At 66.8% G+C, this 21,267-nt stretch carries 18 protein-coding genes and 1 riboswitch; of the genes, 4 read left to right on the top strand and 14 right to left on the bottom strand.

Annotated features, from left to right (window positions below):
- Window positions 1-52: 52 nt before the first annotated feature.
- Together RHOFW104R8_RS06195 and RHOFW104R8_RS06200 are read left to right on the top strand one after the other, a co-directional pair.
- Window positions 53-739, top strand: a complete 687-nt coding sequence (locus RHOFW104R8_RS06195) for a response regulator transcription factor (RefSeq protein WP_068090153.1) — start codon at window positions 53-55, stop codon at window positions 737-739.
- Window positions 723-2,006: a HAMP domain-containing sensor histidine kinase gene (locus RHOFW104R8_RS06200; RefSeq protein ID WP_068090155.1), complete on the top strand. Its 1,284-nt coding sequence runs from the start codon at window positions 723-725 to the stop codon at window positions 2,004-2,006. The genes RHOFW104R8_RS06195 and RHOFW104R8_RS06200 overlap by 17 nt, the downstream gene beginning before the upstream one ends.
- A gap of 276 nt (window positions 2,007-2,282) precedes the next feature.
- Here RHOFW104R8_RS06200 and RHOFW104R8_RS06205 read toward each other — a convergent pair whose 3' ends face one another.
- From RHOFW104R8_RS06205 to ahcY, 4 genes are all read right to left on the bottom strand, one after another.
- Window positions 2,283-3,200 (bottom strand): branched-chain amino acid transaminase, encoded by a 918-nt coding sequence (locus RHOFW104R8_RS06205; protein WP_068090157.1) that lies wholly within the window; start codon window positions 3,198-3,200, stop codon window positions 2,283-2,285.
- Between the two features lie 53 nt (window positions 3,201-3,253).
- The gene (locus tag RHOFW104R8_RS06210; protein WP_068090159.1) at window positions 3,254-3,832 is read right to left on the bottom strand and encodes a DUF4124 domain-containing protein; all 579 of its coding nucleotides are present in this window, start codon (window positions 3,830-3,832) and stop codon (window positions 3,254-3,256) included.
- Window positions 3,833-3,857: 25 nt separating this feature from the next.
- Complete coding sequence (metF, locus tag RHOFW104R8_RS06215; RefSeq protein WP_068090162.1) at window positions 3,858-4,682, bottom strand: methylenetetrahydrofolate reductase [NAD(P)H]; 825 nt, start codon at window positions 4,680-4,682, stop codon at window positions 3,858-3,860.
- 248 nt (window positions 4,683-4,930) lie between these two features.
- A complete protein-coding gene (gene ahcY / locus RHOFW104R8_RS06220) occupies window positions 4,931-6,367 on the bottom strand; it encodes an adenosylhomocysteinase (RefSeq protein ID WP_068090163.1) in 1,437 nt (478 codons plus the stop codon).
- 80 nt (window positions 6,368-6,447) lie between these two features.
- Window positions 6,448-6,541, bottom strand: a riboswitch (S-adenosyl-L-homocysteine riboswitch).
- A 95-nt stretch (window positions 6,542-6,636) separates the two neighbouring features.
- Here ahcY and ppc point away from each other — a divergent pair.
- Window positions 6,637-9,342 (top strand): phosphoenolpyruvate carboxylase, encoded by a 2,706-nt coding sequence (gene ppc / locus RHOFW104R8_RS06225; RefSeq protein ID WP_068090165.1) that lies wholly within the window; start codon window positions 6,637-6,639, stop codon window positions 9,340-9,342.
- A 149-nt stretch (window positions 9,343-9,491) separates the two neighbouring features.
- Here the strand turns inward: ppc and RHOFW104R8_RS06230 are convergent, their stop codons facing one another.
- The 7 genes from RHOFW104R8_RS06230 to RHOFW104R8_RS16890 form a co-directional block, all read right to left on the bottom strand.
- On the bottom strand, window positions 9,492-9,761 hold the full coding sequence (locus tag RHOFW104R8_RS06230) for a GIY-YIG nuclease family protein (protein WP_068090167.1): 270 nt from the start codon (window positions 9,759-9,761) through the stop codon (window positions 9,492-9,494).
- A gap of 4 nt (window positions 9,762-9,765) precedes the next feature.
- On the bottom strand, window positions 9,766-10,395 hold the full coding sequence (locus tag RHOFW104R8_RS06235; RefSeq protein ID WP_068090273.1) for a glutathione S-transferase family protein: 630 nt from the start codon (window positions 10,393-10,395) through the stop codon (window positions 9,766-9,768).
- Between the two features lie 160 nt (window positions 10,396-10,555).
- The gene (locus tag RHOFW104R8_RS06240) at window positions 10,556-12,418 is read right to left on the bottom strand and encodes an ATP-binding cassette domain-containing protein (protein ID WP_068090170.1); all 1,863 of its coding nucleotides are present in this window, start codon (window positions 12,416-12,418) and stop codon (window positions 10,556-10,558) included.
- Window positions 12,419-12,498: 80 nt separating this feature from the next.
- Complete coding sequence (locus RHOFW104R8_RS06245; RefSeq protein ID WP_068090172.1) at window positions 12,499-13,047, bottom strand: DUF6933 domain-containing protein; 549 nt, start codon at window positions 13,045-13,047, stop codon at window positions 12,499-12,501.
- Entirely contained in the window at window positions 13,044-13,190 is a 147-nt protein-coding gene (locus RHOFW104R8_RS17570; protein ID WP_161487736.1) for a hypothetical protein, read from the bottom strand. The genes RHOFW104R8_RS06245 and RHOFW104R8_RS17570 overlap by 4 nt, the downstream gene beginning before the upstream one ends.
- An 18-nt stretch (window positions 13,191-13,208) precedes the next feature.
- The gene (locus RHOFW104R8_RS17300; protein ID WP_153021628.1) at window positions 13,209-14,498 is read right to left on the bottom strand and encodes a restriction endonuclease subunit S; all 1,290 of its coding nucleotides are present in this window, start codon (window positions 14,496-14,498) and stop codon (window positions 13,209-13,211) included.
- Complete coding sequence (locus RHOFW104R8_RS16890; RefSeq protein ID WP_082823546.1) at window positions 14,495-16,738, bottom strand: N-6 DNA methylase; 2,244 nt, start codon at window positions 16,736-16,738, stop codon at window positions 14,495-14,497. Before RHOFW104R8_RS16890 ends, RHOFW104R8_RS17300 begins: the two co-directional genes overlap by 4 nt.
- A gap of 91 nt (window positions 16,739-16,829) precedes the next feature.
- Between RHOFW104R8_RS16890 and RHOFW104R8_RS06260 the strand changes: the two genes are divergently transcribed.
- The gene (locus RHOFW104R8_RS06260) at window positions 16,830-17,894 is read left to right on the top strand and encodes a GSU2403 family nucleotidyltransferase fold protein (protein ID WP_068090176.1); all 1,065 of its coding nucleotides are present in this window, start codon (window positions 16,830-16,832) and stop codon (window positions 17,892-17,894) included.
- 50 nt (window positions 17,895-17,944) lie between these two features.
- Here the strand turns inward: RHOFW104R8_RS06260 and metK are convergent, their stop codons facing one another.
- The 3 genes from metK to dusB form a co-directional block, all read right to left on the bottom strand.
- On the bottom strand, window positions 17,945-19,144 hold the full coding sequence (gene metK, locus RHOFW104R8_RS06265; RefSeq protein WP_068090178.1) for a methionine adenosyltransferase: 1,200 nt from the start codon (window positions 19,142-19,144) through the stop codon (window positions 17,945-17,947).
- A 199-nt stretch (window positions 19,145-19,343) separates the two neighbouring features.
- Complete coding sequence (locus RHOFW104R8_RS06270; protein ID WP_068090180.1) at window positions 19,344-20,174, bottom strand: class I SAM-dependent methyltransferase; 831 nt, start codon at window positions 20,172-20,174, stop codon at window positions 19,344-19,346.
- 103 nt (window positions 20,175-20,277) lie between these two features.
- On the bottom strand, window positions 20,278-21,264 hold the full coding sequence (gene dusB / locus RHOFW104R8_RS06275; RefSeq protein WP_068090275.1) for a tRNA dihydrouridine synthase DusB: 987 nt from the start codon (window positions 21,262-21,264) through the stop codon (window positions 20,278-20,280).
- Between the last annotated feature and the right edge of the window lie 3 nt (window positions 21,265-21,267).

Genomic DNA, 21,267 nt, shown 5'->3' on the forward strand with positions numbered 1-21,267 from the left:
GTTAAGCTTGCCACTCCAGCGGGTCCGTTCGCCGGCTGTGCAGGAGCGACACATGCGTGTTCTGGTGATCGAAGACAACAGCGATATCGCAACCAACATCGGCGACTATCTGGAAGATCGTGGCCATGTGGTGGATTTCGCGGGCGACGGCGTGACCGGCCTGCACCTGGCGGTGGTGCACGATTTCGACGTGATCGTGCTCGATCTCACCCTGCCCGGGATGGACGGCCTGGAGGTCGCCCGCAAGCTGCGCCACGAGGCGCACAAGCAGACGCCGATCCTGATGCTTACCGCGCGCGATGCGCTGGAGCAGAAGCTGACCGGCTTCGAGTCCGGTGCCGACGACTACATGACCAAGCCGTTTGCGCTGCAGGAACTGGCCGCGCGGCTGGAAGTGCTGGCACGTCGCGGCAAGGGGCCGCAGAGCCGCGTGCTGAAGGTGGCCGACCTCACCTTCAACCTCGACACGCTCACGGTGAACCGCGAGGGCAAGTCGATCCAGTTGAACCCGATCGGCCTGAAGCTGCTGCAGGCGCTGATGGAAGCGAGCCCGTCGGTGGTCACCCGGCAGGATCTGGAGCAGCGCGTGTGGGGCGAAGAGCTGCCGGACAGCGACTCCCTGCGCGTGCACATCCATGGCCTGCGCGCGGCGATCGACAAACCGTTCGACAAGCCGTTGATCCACACGCGGCACGGCATTGGCTATCGGATGGTCGAGCCGGATGCAGTCCAGGCGTAAGCTGCGGTTCCGCCTCATCGTCTCGTTCGCGCTGTTCGGCTTCGGCCTCAGCGCGCTGTTCGCCGTGGCCGCGCTGTACGTTCGCGCCAAGGTGGAGGAGCAACTGGTGGCCTCGGCGCTGCAGCAGGATGCCGACAGCTACGTGCAGCAGATGCACGAGTCGCCGGGGCAGCCGTTCTATTCCAAGCTGATGACCGGCTGGGGCTGGAGCGACCGCACCCTCTACAAGGCGCCGCTGGCATGGCAGCCGTTGCCCAGCGGCGTGCACGACATCTACGAGACCGACACGGACGGCCGCCAGCGGCACTACAAGCTGGCGGTAAGCCGCAAGTACGGCCTGATCGCCTTCGTCAAGTACGACGTCAGCCGCGACGACCTCGGCAAGCGGCAGCTGCTGATCAGCGTGATCGGCGCGGTGTTCCTGTTCGGCCTGCTGTCGCTGGTGCTGGGCCTGTGGCTGTCGCGCAAGGTGCTCAAGCCGGTCAGCGAGCTGGCCAATCGCCTGCGCGACTTCCGCAAGGCCGGCAAGGCCGAACCGCTGGCTCCGCATTTCGCCGACGACGAGGTGGGCGAACTGGCGCATGCGCTGGACGAGTACTCGGCGCGGCTCACCGCGATGGTCGAGCGCGACCGCGAGTTCAATTCCGACGTGAGCCACGAGCTGCGCACGCCGCTGGCGGTGATCGCCTCCACCACCGAGCTGCTGCAGGGTTCGCCCGACCTCACCGAGAAGCTGAGCGAGCGACTCAAGCGTATCGAGCGTGCCTCGCGCCAGGCCACCGAGCTGATCGAGGCGCTGCTGCTGCTGTCGCGCGCCGAGCGGCGCGGCCCCACCCGCGGCGAGACCACCGAGGTCGGCAAGGTTGCCGCCGACGTGATCGAGAGCCAGCGCCCGCAGATGCGCGGCAAGCCGCTGACCATCGACCTTGCCGTCAACGAACCGGTCAACGTCAACGCGCCGGCCTCGGTGTTGTCGGTAGCGCTGACCAACCTGGTCGGCAACGCGATCAAGTACACGCTCGAAGGCAGCGTGCGGGTGGTGGTGGAGAACGGCTCCATCGAGGTGATCGACACCGGCCCCGGGATCAAGCCCGAGGATGCCGAACGCCTGTTCCAGCGCGGCGTGCGCGGCGAAGGTGCCGGCGGCAGCGGCGCCGGCCTCGGCCTGGCGATCGTGCGCCGGCTGTGCGAGCTCTACGGCTGGGACGTCTCGATGCGCCCGCGCAGCGACGCGAACGGCGCGATCGCCAGCATCAGGTTCGCCTGACGCCTTTGGTTCCTCCCCCTGCTTGCTCCCAAGGGACTTCCTTCGGTCGCAGGGAGGAGGTTAGCGACCGCAGGGAGTCCTTCAGGTGAGGGGTTGTTCGGGCTTGCGGAGGAGATCAAGAGCTGACCCCACCCCAACCCTCCCCCTGCGCAGCAGGGGAGGGAGCAAAGCAGAGAGGAAACGAAAACGCCCCGCATCGCGGGGCGTTTTTGGTGGGCGGTCAGGTCGAGGCCCTCTCGTTTCCCGCTGCTCGTACTTGACCCGCTTCCCCAGCCCTCACACCTGCTCCAGCCAGCCCCACTTGTCGTGGGTGCGGCCGTCGAACAGGCCGAAGAACAGCTCCTGCAGGCGCAGGGTGACGCGGCCGGCCTTGCCGGCGCCGATCTGCTTGCCGTCGACCGAGCGGATCGGGGTGATCTCGGCGGCGGTGCCGCACATCAGCACTTCCTCGGCGAGGTACAGGTATTCGCGCGGGATGTCGCGCTCGACCACCTCGATGCCGTCCTCGCGGGCCAGCGTCATCAGCGTGTTGCGGGTGATGCCGGTGAGCAGCGAGGCGCTGGCCGGCGGGGTGTGCAGCACGCCGTCGAAGACCAGGAACAGGTTCTCGCCGGCGCCTTCGCTGAGCAGGCCGGTGGAGGCCAGCGCGATGCCTTCGCCGAAGCCCAGGCGGCGCGCCTCGCGCGCGATCAGCTGGCCCGAGAGGTAGTTGCCGCCGGCCTTGGCGCCGGCCGGGATGGTGTTCGGCGCGAAGCGCTGCCAGCTCGACACGCAGGCATCGATGCCGTTCTGCAGCGCCTCGGCGCCGAGGTACGGGCCCATCGGCCACGCGGCCACGGCCATGTCGATCGGCGTTTCGGCGGAGAGGCCGAAACCGCCCAGGCCGCGCCAGGCGACCGGGCGCAGGTAGGCGGCGCCGAGGCCGTTCCGGCGGATCACCTCGCGGCAGGCCGCGGCCAGCTCGTCGGCGGTGTACGGCAGCGCCATGTCATAGATCCTGGCCGACTGGTACAGCCGGTTCAGGTGGTCGGTGAGGCGGAAGATCGCTGCGCCATCGGGCGTGGCATAGCTGCGGATGCCCTCGAACACCGACGAGCCGTAGTGCAGCGCATGCGACATCACGTGGGTGGTCGCCTCGGCCCAGGGCTTGATGCTGCCGTTCTGCCAGATCCATTCGGGGTATTGCTGCGCCATGTCGGTTCTCCAAAGGTGACCGCCCATGATAACTGCTGGGCGTCGGGCCGGCGTCAATCCGCGTTGCGCAGCCACAGGCAGCCGGCCTGGCGCACGATGTCGAAGCGCAGTTCGCGCGGGCCGCCGCTGCCGTCGTTGCCGGCGGTGTGCAGCAGCAGCCGGTCGTCGGCCGGCGGCGGCGCGCGCGGGTTGTCGGCGGTGAGCGGGGCGTCGGTACTGGCGGCTGCGGCCGGCACGGCGCCATCAGGAATGTCCACGTCCAGCAGCGGCTGCTTCATCAACCCGGCCAGCGAGTGGATGTCCGCGATCGCCGTGCCGCGGCCATAGCCGTTCCACAGCATCAGGCCAGCCAGGCGGTTCGCATCGCGGCTGGCGAACGCGTCGATCACGCTCTGGCGCAGTTCGTGGCGGCTGGCCGCGCACAGGATCGGCGGCGGTGCGGCGGCCGCCGCTGCGGCGTTGCCGGGTCTGGCGGCGGGGGCGACCGGAGTGGCCTGCAGCGCCGCGCAGGGCTGGTCGGTGAACACCGCGCCGCCGTTCGCGCCGATGCAACGATGGATCGGCGCCTGCGCCGCGGCAGGCGCGGTGCAGGCCAGCAGGATCAGGCGGAGCAGGGTGGCCAGCCGGTGCATCGCGCCAGCATACCGGCCTCGCGGATCATGAAAGTTGCTGCAGTACCGCTTGCGTGGCGCGGGCCCGGTTCAGCGTGTAGAAGTGCAGCCCCGGCGCGCCGCCGTCGAGCAGGCGCCGGCACAGCTGCGCCACCACCTCGGCGCCGAGCGCGCGTACCGATTCGGCGTCGTCGCCGTGGGCCTGCATGCGCTTGGCGATCCAGCGCGGGATCTCGGCGCCGCACAGGTCGGAGAAGCGCTTCAGCTGGCTGTAGTTCGCGATCGGCATGATCCCCGGCACGATCGGCACGCTGACGCCGAGCCGGTGCACGTCGTCCACGAAGCGGAAATACGCGTCGGGGTTGAAGAAGTACTGGGTGATCGCGCCGTTTGCGCCGGCATCGATCTTCGCCTTGAAATGCTGCAGGTCGCGCAGCGCGTCGTCGGCCTGCGGATGGGTTTCCGGATACGCCGCCACCTCGATGTGGAAGTGGTTGCCGCAGTGCTCGCGGATGAAGCCCACCAGTTCGGCGGCATAACGGAAGTCGCCCGCACTGGCCATACCCGAGGGCATGTCGCCGCGCAGCGCCACGAGGCGCCGGTAGCCCGCGGCGCGATAGCTGTCCAGCAGCGCGCCGATCTCGGCCCGGGTGCCGCCCATGCACGACAGGTGCGGCGCCACCTCCAGGCCGTGCTCGTGATACAGCCGCGCCACCGTATCGCCGGTGTAGCTGAGCGTGGAGCCGCCGGCGCCGAAGGTGACCGAGGCGTATTCCGGCTGGTGCGCCTTCAGCACCTGCGCCGCCCGGTCCAGCTGTGTGCGCTGTTCTTCGGTCTTGGGCGGGAAGAATTCGAAGCTGATCGAAGGCATCGCACGGGTTCCTGGTCGCGGTACCGGCGAGTATATATCTTTGTGTCGCGATGGAGCGATAGATGGCGGAATCAAGAATCGAAGCCGGGAATGGTTGAGAGCGAAGAGCGACCCCACCCCGACCCTCCCCTGCGTGCAGGGGAGGGAGCAGGCCGGACGCATAAAAAAACGGGGCGCATCGCTGCGCCCCGTCATGCGGGGGAACCGGGCCCTGATTCCCGATTCCCATTCCCGATTCCCGGCAACAATCAGTAGCGGTAATGCTCCGGCTTGTACGGACCTTCCACCGGCACGCCGAGGTAGGCGGCCTGCTCGGCGGTAAGCGTGGTGAGCTTCACGCCGATCTTCTCCAGGTGCAGGCGGGCGACTTCCTCGTCGAGCTTCTTCGGCAGGATGTACACCTTGGCCGTGTAGCTGTCCTTGTGCGCCCACAGGTCGATCTGCGCCAGGGTCTGGTTCGAGAAGCTGTTGCTCATTACGAAGCTGGGGTGGCCGGTGGCGCAACCGAGGTTGACCAGGCGGCCTTCGGCGAGCAGGAAGATCGCGTTGCCGTTGGCGAACGTGTACTTGTCGACCTGCGGCTTGATGTTGAGGCGGGTGGCGCCGGAGGCGTTCAGCGCGTCGACCTGGATCTCGTTGTCGAAGTGGCCGATGTTGCAGACGATCGCCTGGTCCTTCATGCCCTGCATGTGGGCCAGCGTCAGCACGTCCTTGTTGCCGGTGGTGGTGACGTAGATGTCGCCGCGGCCCAGGGTGGATTCGACCGTGTTGACCTCGAAGCCTTCCATCGCCGCCTGCAGCGCGTTGATCGGATCGATCTCGGTGACCACCACGCGCGCGCCGTAGGCACGCAGCGAGTGCGCGCAGCCCTTGCCGACGTCGCCGTAGCCGCATACCACGGCCACCTTGCCGGCCAGCATCACGTCCATCGCGCGCTTCAGGCCGTCGGCCAGCGACTCGCGGCAGCCGTACAGGTTGTCGAACTTGCTCTTGGTGACCGAGTCGTTGACGTTGATCGCCGGCACCAGCAGCGACTTCGCCTCGGCCAGCTGGTACAGGCGGTGCACGCCGGTGGTGGTCTCCTCGGAGACGCCCTTCCAGTCCTTCACCACGGTGTGCCAGTAGCCCGGGCGCTCGGCGTGCACGCGCTTGAGCAGGTTCTTGATCACCTGCTCCTCGTGCGAGGAGGCCTTCTCGTCGACCCAGTTCGAGCCGTTCTCCAGCTCGTAGCCCTTGTGGATCAGCAGGGTGACGTCGCCGCCGTCGTCCACCACCAGCTGCGGGCCGAGGAAGCCGCCCTTGCCGTCGGGGAAGGAGAGCGCGTCCAGCGTGCAGTCCCAGTATTCCTCCAGCGTCTCGCCCTTCCAGGCGAACACCGGCGTGCCGCTGGCGGCGATCGCGGCGGCAGCGTGGTCCTGGGTCGAGAAGATGTTGCACGAGGCCCAGCGCACGTCGGCGCCGATGTCCTTCAGCGTCTCGATCAGCACCGCGGTCTGGATCGTCATGTGCAGCGAGCCGGTCACGCGCACGCCCTTCAGCGGCTGCTGCGGCGCGTACTTGCGGCGGATCGACATCAGGCCCGGCATCTCGTGCTCGGCGATGTCCAGTTCCTTGCGGCCGAAATCGGCCAGCGAGAGGTCGCGGATCTTGTAGTCGTGGGTGTTTTCTTTGAGTGCGGCGTTCATCGGGGATCTCCGGTTAGCGCAAGGCTCTCGTGAAGAGTCCGGCCAAGGAAGGCCGGTCTATCGCGAAGGGACTCGCGTAAAGCAACCGGGCGCCGTTGTGGAACGTGCCGCGCCGAGCCTGGCCGGCTCCCGTGAAGCTCGTGCACGGGAACGGTCGCAGCGCCCCTCGACGGGCAGTACAAGCTACCTATTCTAGCGGCAGAAGCGGGCAGATGCTTCTACCGGGCCAATTCGTTTAGGCTGGCCGTTCACCCAGTCCGGAGCCCCGCATGGAATCCAGCCGCGAACCCGAGTTCCTGCCGCCCGACGGCCCGCTGCGCGAGGACGTCAGCCGGCTCGGCGCGATGGTCGGGCGGATGCTGGCCGAACAGGGCGGCGACGTGTTCTTCGAGCGGGTCGAACAGGTGCGCACCGCGGCGATCCGCCGCCGCCGCGAGGGCGCCTCGGTGGAGGAACTGGCCGCTTCGCTGGCTGGTCTCGACGCCCACGACGCCGAAGCGCTGGCGCGTGCGTTCGCCACCTATTTCCAGGCGGTGAACACGGCCGAGCGGGTGCACCGCATCCGCCGCCGCCGCGACTACCAGCGCGAGGGCAGCACGCCGCAGCCGGAATCGCTGCTCGACGTGCTGGGCCGGCTGAAGGCCGAAGGCGTGGGCGCCGACGAACTGGTCGGCTGGCTCGAACGGCTGTGGATCGAGCCGGTGTTCACCGCACACCCGACCGAGGCGGTGCGCCGCTCGCTGCTGGAGAAGGAGCAGGCGATCGTCGCTTCGCTGATCGACGGCTTCGACCAGCAGCGCACGCCGCAGGAGCGCCGGGAGGACGACGACCGCATCTACATGGCGCTGTCCGCCGGTTGGCAGACCGCCGAGGCTTCGCCGGTGCGGCCCAGCGTGCAGGACGAGCGCGAGCACGTGGATTTCTACCTGGCCAACCCGCTGTACCGGATCGTGCCGGCGCTGTACGAATCGTTGGCGCAGGCGCTGCAGCGCACCTATGGCGTGGCGATCCGGCTGCCGCGGCTGCTGCGTTTCGCCAGCTGGGTCGGCGGCGACATGGACGGCAACCCTAACGTGGGCGCCGACACCATCGCCGCCTGCCTCGACTCGCAGCGCGCGCTGGTGCTGGAACGCTACCGCGAGGACGTGGCCGCGCTGGCGCGGCTGCTCAGCCAGACCGAGGGACGGGTTGCCGTGTCCGCGGCGCTGCGCGCGCGGCTGGCGGACTACCGTGAGCGCTTTCCCGCGGCCGCAGCGCTGATCCGGCCGCGCCACGCCGACATGCCGTACCGCTGCCTGCTGCAGCTGGTCGGCGCGCGGCTGGCGCTGACCCGGGACGATGGCCCGGACGGCTATGCGTCCAGCAGTGGATTGCTGGACGATCTGCAACTGATCGCCGACAGCTTGTTCCAGCATCACGGCGTGCACGCCGGCGCCTACGCTGTGGAGCGGCTGCTGTGCCGCGTGCGCAGCTTCGGCTTCCACCTGGCGCGGCTCGACGTGCGGCAGGATTCACGCGTGCACGACGACGCGCTGGCAGCGCTGCTCGCCGATCCGGACTGGGCCATGCGCGACGGCGCCGCGCGTGCCGATCGACTGCGCCCGTATGCCTGCGGCGAGGCGGCGTTCCCGCACAGCAGCGACGCGAATGCCGCATCGCTGCAGGCGGTGTTCGCCACCCTGCGCGACAGCCGCGCCAGCCACGGCGAGGACGCCACCGGCCTGTACATCATCAGCATGGCGCGTTCGGCCGCCGATGTGCTGGCGGTGCTGGCGCTGGCGCGGCGTGGCGGGCTGGTCGACCAGGCGAACGACGTGCCGCTCAACATCGCGCCGCTGTTCGAGACCGTGGACGACCTGAATAACGCGCCGGCGACCTTGCGTGCCCTGCTCGACGACCCGGTCTACCGCCGTCACCTCGCCGCGCGCGGCGACCAGCAGTGGGTGATGCTGGGCTACTCCGACAGCGGCAAGGACGGCGGCACGCTGGCCTCGCGCTGGGGCCTGCAGCGCGCCCAGGCGGCACTGCTGGAAGTGGCGCACGCCGCTGGCATCCAGCTGGCGTTCTTCCATGGCCGCGGCGGCTCGGCCAGCCGCGGCGGTGCGCGCATCACGCCGGCGCTGATGTCCGCGCCGCGCGGCGCGGTGGCCGGCGTGCTGCGGGTGACCGAGCAGGGCGAGGTGATCCATCGCAAGTACGGCATCCGCGCGCTGGCGCTGCGCAACCTGGAGCAGACCGTGGGCGCGGTGCTGCGCGCCTCGCTGCGCCCGCCCGGGGGCGAACCGCGCGTGGAGCGCTGGTGCACCTTGATGGACGCGCTGTCGGCGACCAGTCGGCGGCACTATCGTGCCTTCGTCGAACGCGAACGCTTCGTGGACTATTTTCGCAGCGCCACGCCGGTCGACGTGATCGAGCGGATGACCCTGGGCTCGCGTCCGGCCAGCCGCCGCAGCATGCGCGGCGTGCAGGACCTGCGGGCGATCCCGTGGGTGTTCGCCTGGACCCAGTGCCGCACGATCCTGCCCGGCTGGTACGGCCTGGGCAGCGCGCTGGAGCAGGGCGTACAGCAGTTCGGTGAAGCGGCGCTGGCGGAGATGGCACGCGACTGGCCGTTCTTCTGCAACTTGCTGGACGACGTCGAGATGGTGCTGGCGAAGTGCGACCTGCACATCGCCGAGGCGTTCTCGAAACTGTCCGGCCCGCTGCACGACGAATTCTTCGGGCTGATCCGCGCCGAATTCGCGCGTACCCGCCACTGGCTGCTGCGGCTGAAGGGCAGCGAGGTGCTGCTGCGCGGCGAGCCGCGCCTGGCCGCCTCGATCCGCCTGCGCAATCCCTACGTCGACCCGATGAGCCTGCTGCAGGTCGATCTGCTGCAGCGCTGGCGCGCCAGCGACCGCCAGGACGATGCCGTGCTGCAGGCGCTGGTCGCCTGCGTCAACGGCGTCTCGCAGGGCCTGCAGAACACCGGCTGACCACGGCCCTTCGTAGGGCGGGCACGGCCCGCCGCTCTCGATGGGGACATGCCGCGAAAAGCTGACCGCGGCGGGGACCCGTAGGAGCGCACCCTGTGCGCGATGGCTTTTCGTGACATGACGAAGAGCATCGCGCACAGGGTGCGCTCCTACGGTTTGAGGCTTGCCTGCAGGGCCGCGATGCGCTGGTCGCGCGGCAGCCGCTTCCAGGCGATCTCCAGCTGCAGCGCCTCGCTGCGGCTGGCGACCCAGACCCAGCCGAGCAACCGTTTCGGTGGGTTGGCGCGGGTGAAGCGGGCGCCCTTGCCGCTGAGGTGTTTCGCGTAGCGCTGCTCGGGATCGCGCGCGATGCCGGTGTAGACGCGACCGTCGGCGCATTCCAGCAGGTAGACGGCCCAGCTGTCAGCGCCGTCGTTCATGCGTTCAGGCCCACTCGACCAGGCCCTCGGCCTCGCACACCTGCTTCCACGATGGCCGTGCCTTCAGTCGCGCGGCCAGCGCGGCCAGCTGCGGCCATGCCGTCGCCGGGCGCGGCATGTTGCGCGACCAGCGCATCAGCATCAGTGCGTACAGGTCGACCAGGCTGAAGCGGTCGCCGAGCATGTACGGGCCGTGGGCGTCGAGGTGGGCGTCGATGTGCGACCAGCTCTTCTCGATGCCGGTGCGGGCGGCTTCCTTGACCGTGTCGGCGCCGGCGGGCAGGTGGTCGGCTGGGTAGAACCACTGGCGGAATAGCGGCTGCAGGGTGTTGGCCAAGTACAGCATCCATTGCAGGTAGTCGGCACGCTGCGCGCTGCCGGTGGCCGGCGTCAGCGCGGCCTCGGGGTGCCGCTCGGCCAGCAGCATGGCGAGCGCCGCGGCCTCGCCGTGCGGCACGCCGTCGACCAGCAAGGTCGGCACCACGCCGTTCGGATTGATCGCCAGGTATTCGGCGCTGCGCTGCTCGCCCTTCTCGATGTCGATGCGCTTGAGCTCGTGCGGTGCGCCGATTTCCAGCAGCGCGAGGTGGACGACGAGGTTGGCCGAGCCGGGGGCGTAGTAGAGCGTGTACATGGCGATCATCCGCAGGGGCAATCCGCGAATGATACGCCGGACCGGAGCGCCGCCTGCGGCGCGCCGCGGGAAAGCCGAGGAGTGAGGAGTGCGAACAAGCCTCAAGCGTGGCGCGTCCCGCTTTCCCTCGCCCCTCACTCCTCTCCACCCACTCCTGGAATCAGCTGTCCAGCTCCGTCCAGCGCGCGTAGGCCGCGTCAAGCTCGGCCTGCAGTGCCGCCAGTGCCTCGTTCGCCTTGACGATGGCGGCGCTGTCCTGCTGGAAGAAAGTTGGCTCGTTCATCGCGGCGGTGCGCGCGGCGATGTCGCCTTCCAGTTGCTCGATGCGCTTGGGCAGTTGCTCTAGCTCGTGCTGCTCCTTGAAGCTGCGCTTGCGCTTTGCCGCGACGGGGGCCGCAGGCGCCGGGGCCGGCGTGGCGGATTTGCCGGTGGCGGGCGTGCTGCGCGCGGCGGGCCGCTGGCGCAGCCAGTCCGTATAGCCGCCCACGTATTCGCCGACCCGGCCCTCGCCTTCCAGCACCAGGGTGCTGGATACCACGTTGTCGAGGAAGGCGCGGTCGTGCGAGACCAGCAGCAGGGTGCCCTGGTAGTCGGTGAGCAGCTCTTCCAGCAGTTCGAGCGTTTCGACGTCGAGGTCGTTGGTGGGCTCGTCCATCACCAGCAGGTTGGACGGCTGCGCGAACAGCTTGGCCAGCAGCAGGCGGTTGCGCTCGCCGCCGGACAGGCGGGTGATCGGCGCGCGCGCGCGCTCGGGCGAGAACAGGAAATCCTGCAGGTAGCCGATGATGTGCTTGCGCTGGCCGTTGAGCTCGATGTACTCGCGGCCCTCGGCCACGTTGTCCAGCGCGTTGAGCTGGTCGTTGAGCTGCAGCCGGTGCTGGTCGAAGTAGGCGATCTGGATGCCGGTGCCCAGCTCCGCGGTGCCGCGTTGCGGCTTGAGCTCGCCCAGCATGATCTTCAGCAGGGTGCTCTTGCCGGCGCCGTTCGGGCCGATGATGCCGATGCGGTCGCCGCGCATCACCGTGGTGGTGAGGTTCTCGATCAGCACGCGACCGCCGTAGGCCTGGCGCACGTGATCGAGATCGATCACCTTCTTGCCCGAGGCCTGCGCGTTGGCCGCGGTCATCTTCACGTTGCCGCCCAGCTCGCGGCGTTGCGCGCGCTCGTTGCGCAGCGCCTTCAGCGCGCGCACGCGGCCTTCATTGCGCGTGCGCCGGGCCTTGATGCCCTGGCGGATCCACACTTCCTCCTGCGCCAGCTTCTTGTCGAACAGTGCATTAGCCTGTGCCTCGGCGTGCAGGCGCTCCTCACGCCGGCGCAGGTAGTTGTCGTAGTCGCCGGGCCAGTCGGTGAGCGCGCCGCGGTCGATCTCCACGATGCGCGTGGCCAGCGCACGCAGGAAGCTGCGGTCGTGGGTGACGAAGATGATGCTGCCGGCGAACTGCTTGAGGAAGGTCTCCAGCCAGCCGATCGCCTCGATGTCGAGGTGATTGGTCGGCTCGTCCAGCAGCAGCACGTCGGGCTTGCGCACCAGCGCCTGGGCCAGCAGCACGCGGCGCTTCATGCCGCCGGACAGCGCGGCGAAGTCGGTGTCGCCGGGCAGCTCCAGCTGGGTCAGCACGTCGCTGACGCGGCGGTCCAGGTCCCAGCCGTGCTGCGCCTCGATCTGGTGCTGCACGTCGCCGAGCGCATCGAAGTCGCCTTCCGCCAGCAGGTGGTGGTAGCGCGCCAGCAGATGGCCGAGATCGCCCAGCCCCTCGGCGACCACGTCGAACACGCTGCCGGCGGTGCCTTGCGGCACTTCCTGCGCCATCCGCGCGACCACCACGCCGTTCTGGATGCGCACCTCGCCGTCGTCGGCCTGCAGCTCGCCGGCGATCAGCTTCATCAGGGTGGATTTGCCTTCGCCGTTGCGGCCGACGATGCACACACGCTCGTTCGCCTCGATCGACAGATCGACGTGCTCGAGCAGGAGCGGGCCGCCGATGCTGAAGTCGACGCATTGCAATTGGATAAGAGACATCCGCCCATTGTACGTGGACGCGCGATCGCTGGCGTGTCGGCGGCTCTGGAATCGGTCGCTGGTCAGTTCGCAGCGCTGACTCAGTGCAGGTCGCGGGTGGGATGAAGCGGGATGATCTTCGCCGAGGGCATCAGTCTGGCGCGCAGCAGATCAGCCGCGAAGTGGAAGTCGCGACCCAGATCCTTGCGTGAGAACGGCGTCTCCAGCATGCGCAGCGCCACCTCGAACGCCGTGAGGCGACCATGGGCGAATTGCGACCACGCCTCGTACTTGCGCTGGTTCATCGATGAAACCAGGCTGCGATTGCCGTTGCGGGCGAATGCCGGTGGCGATCGCCAGGCATCCAATTCGCCTTCGGCCAGCGCACCACCGATCCCGCAGGCGGCCAACAGGAACCGCAGCTGCTCTGCCGCCATCTCGTACAGGCGTTTCAAATCGACGGCGCGGCCAGGCACGACCAGCACCGTTCCCGTGGCGGCGTTCATAAGCAGCACGAACGGCTGGCGGTCGATGAAGTCGATGTCAGCGCACCACTCGCCCAGTGGGTTGTCCGACGGTGCCGGTTCAGCCAGCGCGGGCGGCACACGCAAGCGCTTGAGCAGCTTTTGCGAGCAGCGGACGACGGTCACGGTGCACCGCTGGCGGGCAGTTCGAATGAAGCGAGGTGCCGCAAGGCGGCGGCCTCGGAGTCCTCAATGGCGAGTTCGACGGCGCGCTTGGCCGCATTGAGAAGCTCGGCGGCGCGCTCGCGGCTGCCCTGCGCGGCGCGCACGTTCGTTACGATCTGGGTCTATACGCTTGCCTCGATGCGGGGGAACGGCAGTGCCAGCAGATCCGCTTCGGCTATAGCCGGATACAGGCTGGCGCTGGTGTGCAGATCCATCAGTTCGCACACCGGCAGCAGGCGCAGGTAGGCCAGCAGCACCTCGGGTGCGACAGTTTCCGGCTCAAGCACCACGAAGCCGGATGAGCACACACTGCCGTCCTGCTCCGGGGCGATCAGGGCTGAGAGTCGGCGAATCGGCCGTACCATCGAGGTAACTACGTCGCCCGCGTGCACATGCCAGGTCGCGCGACTGGGCGCGTCGGACTGCTCCGTCTGCACTGCCATTGCGGTGCCGTCGGCGCGCAGGTTGCCGATCTCGATGTAGTCGAACGTGCCGATGGCCGATGCGACGAAGCGTTCGTGCCGCGCCGGCGCCACATCGCGGATGCGTTGGCCATGCTGGCCGAGCCGGCCAAGCAGTTCGGCGACGCGCGGTGCGAAGTACTCCGCATCCAGTCGTCCAGCGGCGAAGGCATCGCGGCTGCTGCGGGCGTAGCTTAGCGGCTCCGGTGGTTGCCAATTCTCCAGCCCCAAAGCGGATAGGAGTCCGTGCTCTGCTTCGTGCTGCGCCGCAATCGCAGCGGCGCGTGCTTTGTAGGAAGCCTGAACAAGCCGAAGACAATGCTCCTTCAATTCCTTGTTTGCGCGAAAAATCGGCAATTCGCGGACAAGAGTTATTGTCAGATGCGGCTGTGCCGTTTGCGAGCTCGAGCGTATCAAGGCGCGGTTGAAGAAGCCTGTTTGGAAGTAGAGATAGAGAAATACTCGGTCAACTTCCTGCAACTTTGAACTATTTAGAAAAATGAGGTCGCGGCTAACCGCTGCTTCAGCAGTTACCAAGCCAACACGTGCGACGCTTCCGCCTTTCGTAAATACAATGTCCCCTGGTGCCACCTTGGAGAGTGTGGGGAATTGATCGCACAAGCTCGCTGGGATTCGAGTACAGGTCTCGAAGTCGATAACCGAATCTACGTCCGCGACACGAAGAAACGGCAAATCGCCTTGATCGTAGTAGGCTTCTATCGAGGGATAGAAGGCGCTCGCATCAACTGAAACACAGAGCTGCCTGAACTTGCAGAATACCGAAGCCTTCTCGACGACGTGCATTGCATCGAGTAAATGTTGTCGCTGGAAATACTCGGGATCGAATCGAGTTGTCGAGGCACTGCGGAGCACATCCGAGAGCCGAACTTCTGAAATTTCCAGCCCCTCCAACAAGCCCACATAGCGGGCCGCGTCAAAGGGGCGATTCAAAAAAAACCGAGTTTCTCCTTCGCGGCGAACTCGGCAAAGGCCTCGGCGATACCGTCCTGGGTCAGGCCGTCGTGGTTGAACAGGTCGTGCTGGATCACCCAGTGCCCGTGGCTGTCGCGCAAAGGTTTGCGGTAGGTCTCGACCTCGCGCAGGCGCTGCAACTGATAGCCATCCTCCTTGCGAATCGCCTCCAGGCTGCCGTGTTGCTGGATCAGGGCCAGTCCCGATTCGACCCCTTGCTTGCCATCCGGATAATTGACTCGATACAGGCTGGCGGCTTCCGCCACCGCGAAGCGCTGTTTCAACTCACCTTCTGAGAGGTCTTCCAGCGTTGGCTTGTCGCTCTTTGTCCAGTCGAACAGACGATGGCGTGGCTGCGATAAGGCAATGATTTTCTCGCCGCTGTTGTCCTTGCTGGCCAGTTGCTGGGTGGCGAAGAAGATCGGGTAGTCGTCGGTGCGCGGGCAGTGGTAGCGCGGATCGCTGGCGTCGTCGTTCCACTTCTGCACGAACAGCACGCTGGTCTTGGTGCCGGTGTGCGGCTTGAAGGTGTTGGGGTGCAGGCCGACCACGGCGAGGATGCGGCAGCGTTCGGCGATGAACTCACGTACGCGCTGGTCGCTGGCGTTGTTGAAGCGGCCTTGCGGCAGCACCACGGCCATACGCCCGCCGGGGCGCAGGAAGTCCAGGTTGCGCTCGATGAACAACAGGTCGCGGCCGACCTTGCCTTCCAGTTTGCCGTTGGCCTTGTGGCCCAGCTCGTAGGGAGAGAGCATATCGCTCTGCTTGATGTCGCCGGCGAACGGTGGATTGGCCATCAATACGTCGAAGCCGAACGTGCGGTTCTGGTTCTTCGGATGTCGGAGCTTCTTGAGCTTGGCCCAGCCGGGGCCGTAGGTTTCCTGCCAGTCTTCGTCCTGCCGGATGCGCTCGTCCCATTTGGTCCAGTCCAGCGTGTTCATGTGCAACACGTTGGTCTGACCGTCGCCGGCAATCAGGTTGAGGCAGCGTGCCACGCGCACGGACTTCTCGTCGAAGTCGATGGCAAATACCTTGTTGCGCACGTAGTCGCGGCAGCGCTGCGGCTTGTCTTCCATGGTGAACAGGTGCGATACCGGCAGGCCTTCGTCAGCCAGGATCTGCCTCCATACATGGAAGATCGAATGCACGGTGAATCCGGCGCTACCAGCGGCGGTGTCGATCACGGTTTCCGATTCGTGCGGATTCATCATGCGCACGCACATGTCGATCACCCAGCGCGGCGTGAAGTACTGGCCCTTCTCGCCCTTGGACGACTTGCCGACCAGGTATTCGAAGGCGTCGTCCACCACGTCGAGGTTGGAGTTGAACAGCTTCCATTCCTCCAGCGAACCGACACAGACTTGCAGGTGCTCCGGACCGAGCTTGATCTTGTCATCCTCGGCGAACACCCCGGGCCATTCCTTCTTGGCGTCGTCGAACAAGGACTGGATGCTGACCTTGAGCTGCGCGGCGGTGTTGCTGTTGCGGAAGCGCAGATACTTGTGGCGGCCGCGATAGCAGTACATCTCGTCGTAGAGCTTGCTGAAGATCAGCTTGAACACTTCCTCGAACACGTCCACACCGGCATTGGCAAGGACTTCGTTCTCCATTTCCTCGATCAACTGCTTGAGGCTGCGCGTGCGCTTGCCCTCGATTTCGCGGCGCTGCTCAACCTCGATCAGCGTCTGCATCGTCCACGGCTGGCCGGCGATGTCATCGATGGTCTGGCCGACGTTGGGAACGTCGGGAATCTCGACGAAGTAGTTGGGATTCTTGCGGTGCCACGCGACCGATTCCATGCCGTTGCACCACATTGCCAGCGGCGCGCCGGTGGCGTGGGTGTACGAGCGAAGTTGTTCCTTGCCGTCCTTGAGCTTGCCTTGCTTCACTTCGACGATGAGGTAGGGCACGGTGGGGCGGTCGGCATCCATCACCACGATGTCGGCGCGCTTGGAGGTATCGCGGCCGAAGGTGACCGGATATTCCACGCCAAGTCGCGATGCCGGGTACCCGTAGTACAGCGTCAGTCGTTGCAGCCACAGTTGCCGCACCAGTTCCTCGCGCTTGGCCTGCACAGGTTTGTCGCGCACCAGGCAATGCACGTAGGCCTTGCCATTCTTTTCCGTCAGGCTGGCTTCGACCGCTGCGAGCGCGGCCCCGCCGAAGAGCTCGGTCAGGGAATCTCGGTCGATGTCGTTGAGCAACTGGTCAAGGTGCATGGGGCGGCCGTTCGTGCGAATGAAAAAGATACCGTGGTTATACCACTCATTCTTTGTGAGTGGTATAACCACGGTATCCGCCGGAGCCCTGATGATGGCCTTGTACCGCGAACTTCCCGTTGCCGCCCAGACCGCCTACGCCGAACTGCAGGAGCTGGTTCAAGTGGCTGAGACCATGCGTTCGCCGGCGTCGCTGACCGGGACGGTGGGCTGGAAGACAATCAAGGGACGCCGCTACGCGTATTGGCAGTTCAAGGAGATCGACGGACGCAAGCGCGAGTATTACCTGGGGCCGGAGGGACCGCCGATCGAGGCGATCGAAAATGCACGCGACAAACCGGTACCGGCATTTGAAGCGGTGGCGCGACAGGCCAGTGCGGCATTCGCCCAGGGCAATGCGCTTACGCCGGCAAAGCACTTTCGCATCGTCAAGCGATTCGCCGATTACCAGTTCTTTCGTGCCGGCGGATTGCTGGTGGGCACGCAGGCGTTCCTCGCCATGGGCAACCAGCTGGGAGTGGTGTGGAGCGAGGGCGCGCGCACTCTCGATCTTGATTTTGCGCATGCGGGAGCAGGCGGCAACGTGGAGGTGGCGTTGCCGGCCAATATGCATGCGGATGTGGACGATGCGCTGAAGTCACTGGAGATGGGATTCCTGCCGGCACTTGGCGGCAGTCGCGGCTTCGCCAGCAACTATGTCAGCGAGAAGGAACCCGATTTGCGTATCGACTTTCTGACCGTGATGCGCCGTGGCGGCAAGGATGTGTCGATGCCGGATATCGGCGTGGCGCTGACGCCGCTGAAGTTTCTGGATTATTTGTTGGAGCGGCCTGGGCAGGCCGTGCTGCTGGACCGGGCCGACGCTTGCCTGGTGAATTTGCCCGACCCAGCGCGCTACGGCTTGCACAAACTGCTGGTGGCCGCCGAGCGTGGACCGCGGCATGCGAAATACGCCAAGGATATTTTCCAGGCTTTGAGCCTGATCGACTGGCATCTGCAGCGTGCGCCCAGTGTGCTGGTGGAAGCGTGGGACGACCTGGCCGCTCGGGGTGCGGGCTGGGTCAGGCGCGCACGGCAGTCGTTGCAGGCCGCACCTGCGGTACAACATGAACTGGTGTTGCGCTTCGGAAAGGCTGTTGGTCTGAAACTGAAATAGAAACGGGCCGCACGAAGGCGGCCCGTTCGTTCCAATGTGCAGCGCCGGCCTTACTTCAGCTTGGCATCCTTGCGCAGCGCCTCGGCGCGGTCGGTCTTTTCCCACGAGAACGCGGTGAAGGCCTTGCCGTCCGGACCCTTCATCTGGTGCGGGGTGCGGCCGAAGTGGCCGTAGCTGGCGGTCTGCTGGTACATCGGGTGGATCAGGTCGAGCATCTGCAAGATGCCGTACGGGCGCAGGTCGAAGTGCTTGCGGATCAGCTTCTCGATCTTCTCGTCGCTGATCTTGCCGGTGCCGAAGGTGGTGACCGAGATCGAGGTGGGGTGGGCCACGCCGATCGCGTAGCTGACCTGCACTTCGCAGCGGTCGGCGATGCCGGCGGCCACGATGTTCTTGGCCACGTAGCGTGCGGCGTAGGCGGCCGAGCGGTCGACCTTGGACGGGTCCTTGCCCGAGAACGCGCCACCGCCGTGACGGGCCCAGCCGCCGTAGGTGTCCACGATGATCTTGCGGCCGGTCAGGCCGCAGTCGCCCACCGGGCCGCCGATCTCGAACTTGCCGGTCGGGTTGATGTGGAACTTGGTTCCCTTGTGCAGCAGCTTGGCGGGCAGCACCGGCTTCAGGATGTGCTCGCGCACGGCCTCGATCAGGTCCTTCTGCTTCACGCCCGGGTCGTGCTGGGTCGACAGCACCACGGCGTCGATCGCGGTGGCCACGCCATGCTCGTAGCGCAGGGTGACCTGGCTCTTGGCGTCCGGGCGCAGCCACGGCAGCGGCGAATTCTTCTTCTTGCGCACCTTCGCCTGCTGCTCGACCAGGCGGTGCGAGTAGTAGATCGCCGCCGGCATCATGTCCTTCGTCTCGTTCGTCGCGTAGCCGAACATCAGGCCCTGGTCGCCGGCGCCCTGGTCTTCCGGGTTCTTGCGGTCCACGCCCTGGTTGATGTCCGGCGACTGCTTGCCGATCAGGTTGATCACGCCGCAGGTGGCGCCGTCGAAGCCGACGTTGCTGGAGTCGTAGCCGATGTCGACGATCACCTTGCGGGTGATCGCTTCGAGGTCGATCCACGCGCTGGTGGTGATTTCGCCGGCGACGATCGCCACGCCGGTCTTGACCATGGTTTCGCAGGCCACGCGGGCGCGCGGATCCTGCGCGATGATTGCGTCGAGCACGGCGTCGGAGATCTGGTCGGCGACTTTGTCCGGATGGCCTTCGGAGACCGATTCGGAGGTGAACAGGTAGTTGGACATCGCGGTTTATATCCCTTCGTGCGGATAGAAAGATAAAAGAAGTCCGGCATGATACATCGCTGCCCCCGGTTTTGCAGCCCGCCGGGATTCTGGGGGCCGGTGGGTTAGGCGGATGTTCAGCCGTTTGGACGGCTTTACGGCCTGCGACGGCGGGCTCGGCCGGGCGTGGCCTGGGGGACGAGGATGGTCCGCCTATGGCTCAGTAGGGGGTGGCGCGGGCCTGCACGAACGCAAAGAAGAACACCGCATCGGGGTCGTTGCGGACCGCCTGCAGCTCCATGCGCATGCCTTCGACCGTGGCGGCATCGACCTTTCCGGCGAGCACCAGCTGCTCGGCCGCCGACACCAGCAGTTCTTCCCAGAATTCGATCATGCGCTTGCGTCGCGCCGGCTGACGGTTGTCCAGGTGGATGCTCTTCACTTCCGTCTGCACGTCGCGGTAGCCGCCGGCCAGCAGCAGGTTGCCCAGCTTGGCGCCAATGAACGGGTCGCCGCCGGTGTCGTACTGGTAATCGTTGAACGCCATCCAGTAGCGCAGCAGGTTCGGCGAATAGGGGTCGAGGAAGAAGGAGGAGTTGAGCACCTCGGTGACGTAGACAGCGGCGCCGGGGCTGAGCACGCGGCGTACCTCGCTGAGTACGCGCGAAGGGCTGGGCATGTGTTCCAGCACCCAGCACAGGTAGGCTGCATCGAAACTGCGTTCGGCGAAGGGAAGGTCCGTGGCGTCGGCCTGGCGCAGGGTATAGCGCGTCGCGCACCAGGTGGTTTCGGCCAGGTTGTGTTCGGCGGCGGCCAGTTGCGCAGCGGAGCGGTCGATGCCGGTGACATGCAATTGCGGAAACCGTCGCAGCAGGATCTCGGTCTGTGCGCCGACCCCGCAGCCGACTTCCAGCAGGCGGGTCGCGTCGCTGTAGTCGATGTGGTTGAACAGGCTGGTTTCGAACATGCGGGCCTGCCGCACCAGCCGCGACTGCTCCTCCGCGGAAAATCCGTGGATATAGGGGAATTCGCCTGTGGCCGTGCTGTTCATCGTCGTGGCAGGGGATGCGAGGGAGCCGCCGCTGCTTGCCACGGTACTCCTCCGCCATGGCAGCGGGGGGAGTGCGCTCGGCGGTTTTCCGCGGAGCGTTCGCTCAGGCCGCCAGGCGCGCCTCGTCCTGCAGCGCCGCGAAATACTCGCGGGTCAGGCGCAGCTGCTCGCCGGCGGTTTCCGCGCGGTTGGCCACCTGGCGGAAGGCGGCGTTCTCGGGGCGGTCCTTCGCGTACCAGCCCAGGTGCTTGCGCGCGATGCGCACGCCGGCCGGTTCACCGTAGAACGCGTGCAGGTGCTCGAGATGGCCGAGCAGGATCGCGGCGACCTCGGCCGGTTCGGGTTCGGCCAGCAGTTCGCCGGTGGCGAGGTAGTGGGCGATCTCGCGGAAGATCCACGGCCGGCCCTGCGCGCCGCGGCCGACCATCACCGCGTCGGCGCCGGTGAGATCGAGCACGTGCTTCGCCTGCTGCGGCGTGCAGACGTCGCCGTTGGCCAGCACCGGGATGCGCACGGCGGCCTTCACCGCGGCGATGGTGGCGTACTCGGCCTCTCCCTCGTACTTGTCGGCGCGGGTGCGGCCGTGCACGGCCAGCGCGGCGATGCCGGCATCCTCGGCGATGCGCGCGATGTTCAGCGCGTTGCGGTTCTGCCGATCCCAGCCGGTGCGGATCTTCAAGGTCACCGGCACGTCGACCGCGTCCACCACCGCCTTCACGATGCGCGCCACCAGCGGCTCATCCTGCAGCAACGCGGAACCCGACCACACGTTGCACACCTTCTTCGCCGGGCAGCCCATGTTGATGTCGATGATCTGCGCGCCGTTGGCCACGTTGAAGCGCGCCGCCTCGGCCAGCATCGCCGGGTCGTAGCCGGCGATCTGCACGCTGACCGGCTCGGGTTCGCCAGCGTGGTCCATCCGGTGCAGCGACTTGCGCGTGTGCCACAGCTTCGGGTCGGCGTTGGTCATTTCGGACACGGCCAGGCCCGCGCCGAGCCGTTTGCACAGCAGGCGGAACGGCTTGTCGGTGACGCCCGCCATCGGGGCGAGCACCACCGGCGGGTCGATGAGGTAGGGGCCGATGCGCATGCC

Origin of the sequence: Rhodanobacter sp. FW104-R8 (genome assembly GCF_001617365.1) — a bacterium.
Lineage (GTDB): Bacteria > Pseudomonadota > Gammaproteobacteria > Xanthomonadales > Rhodanobacteraceae > Rhodanobacter.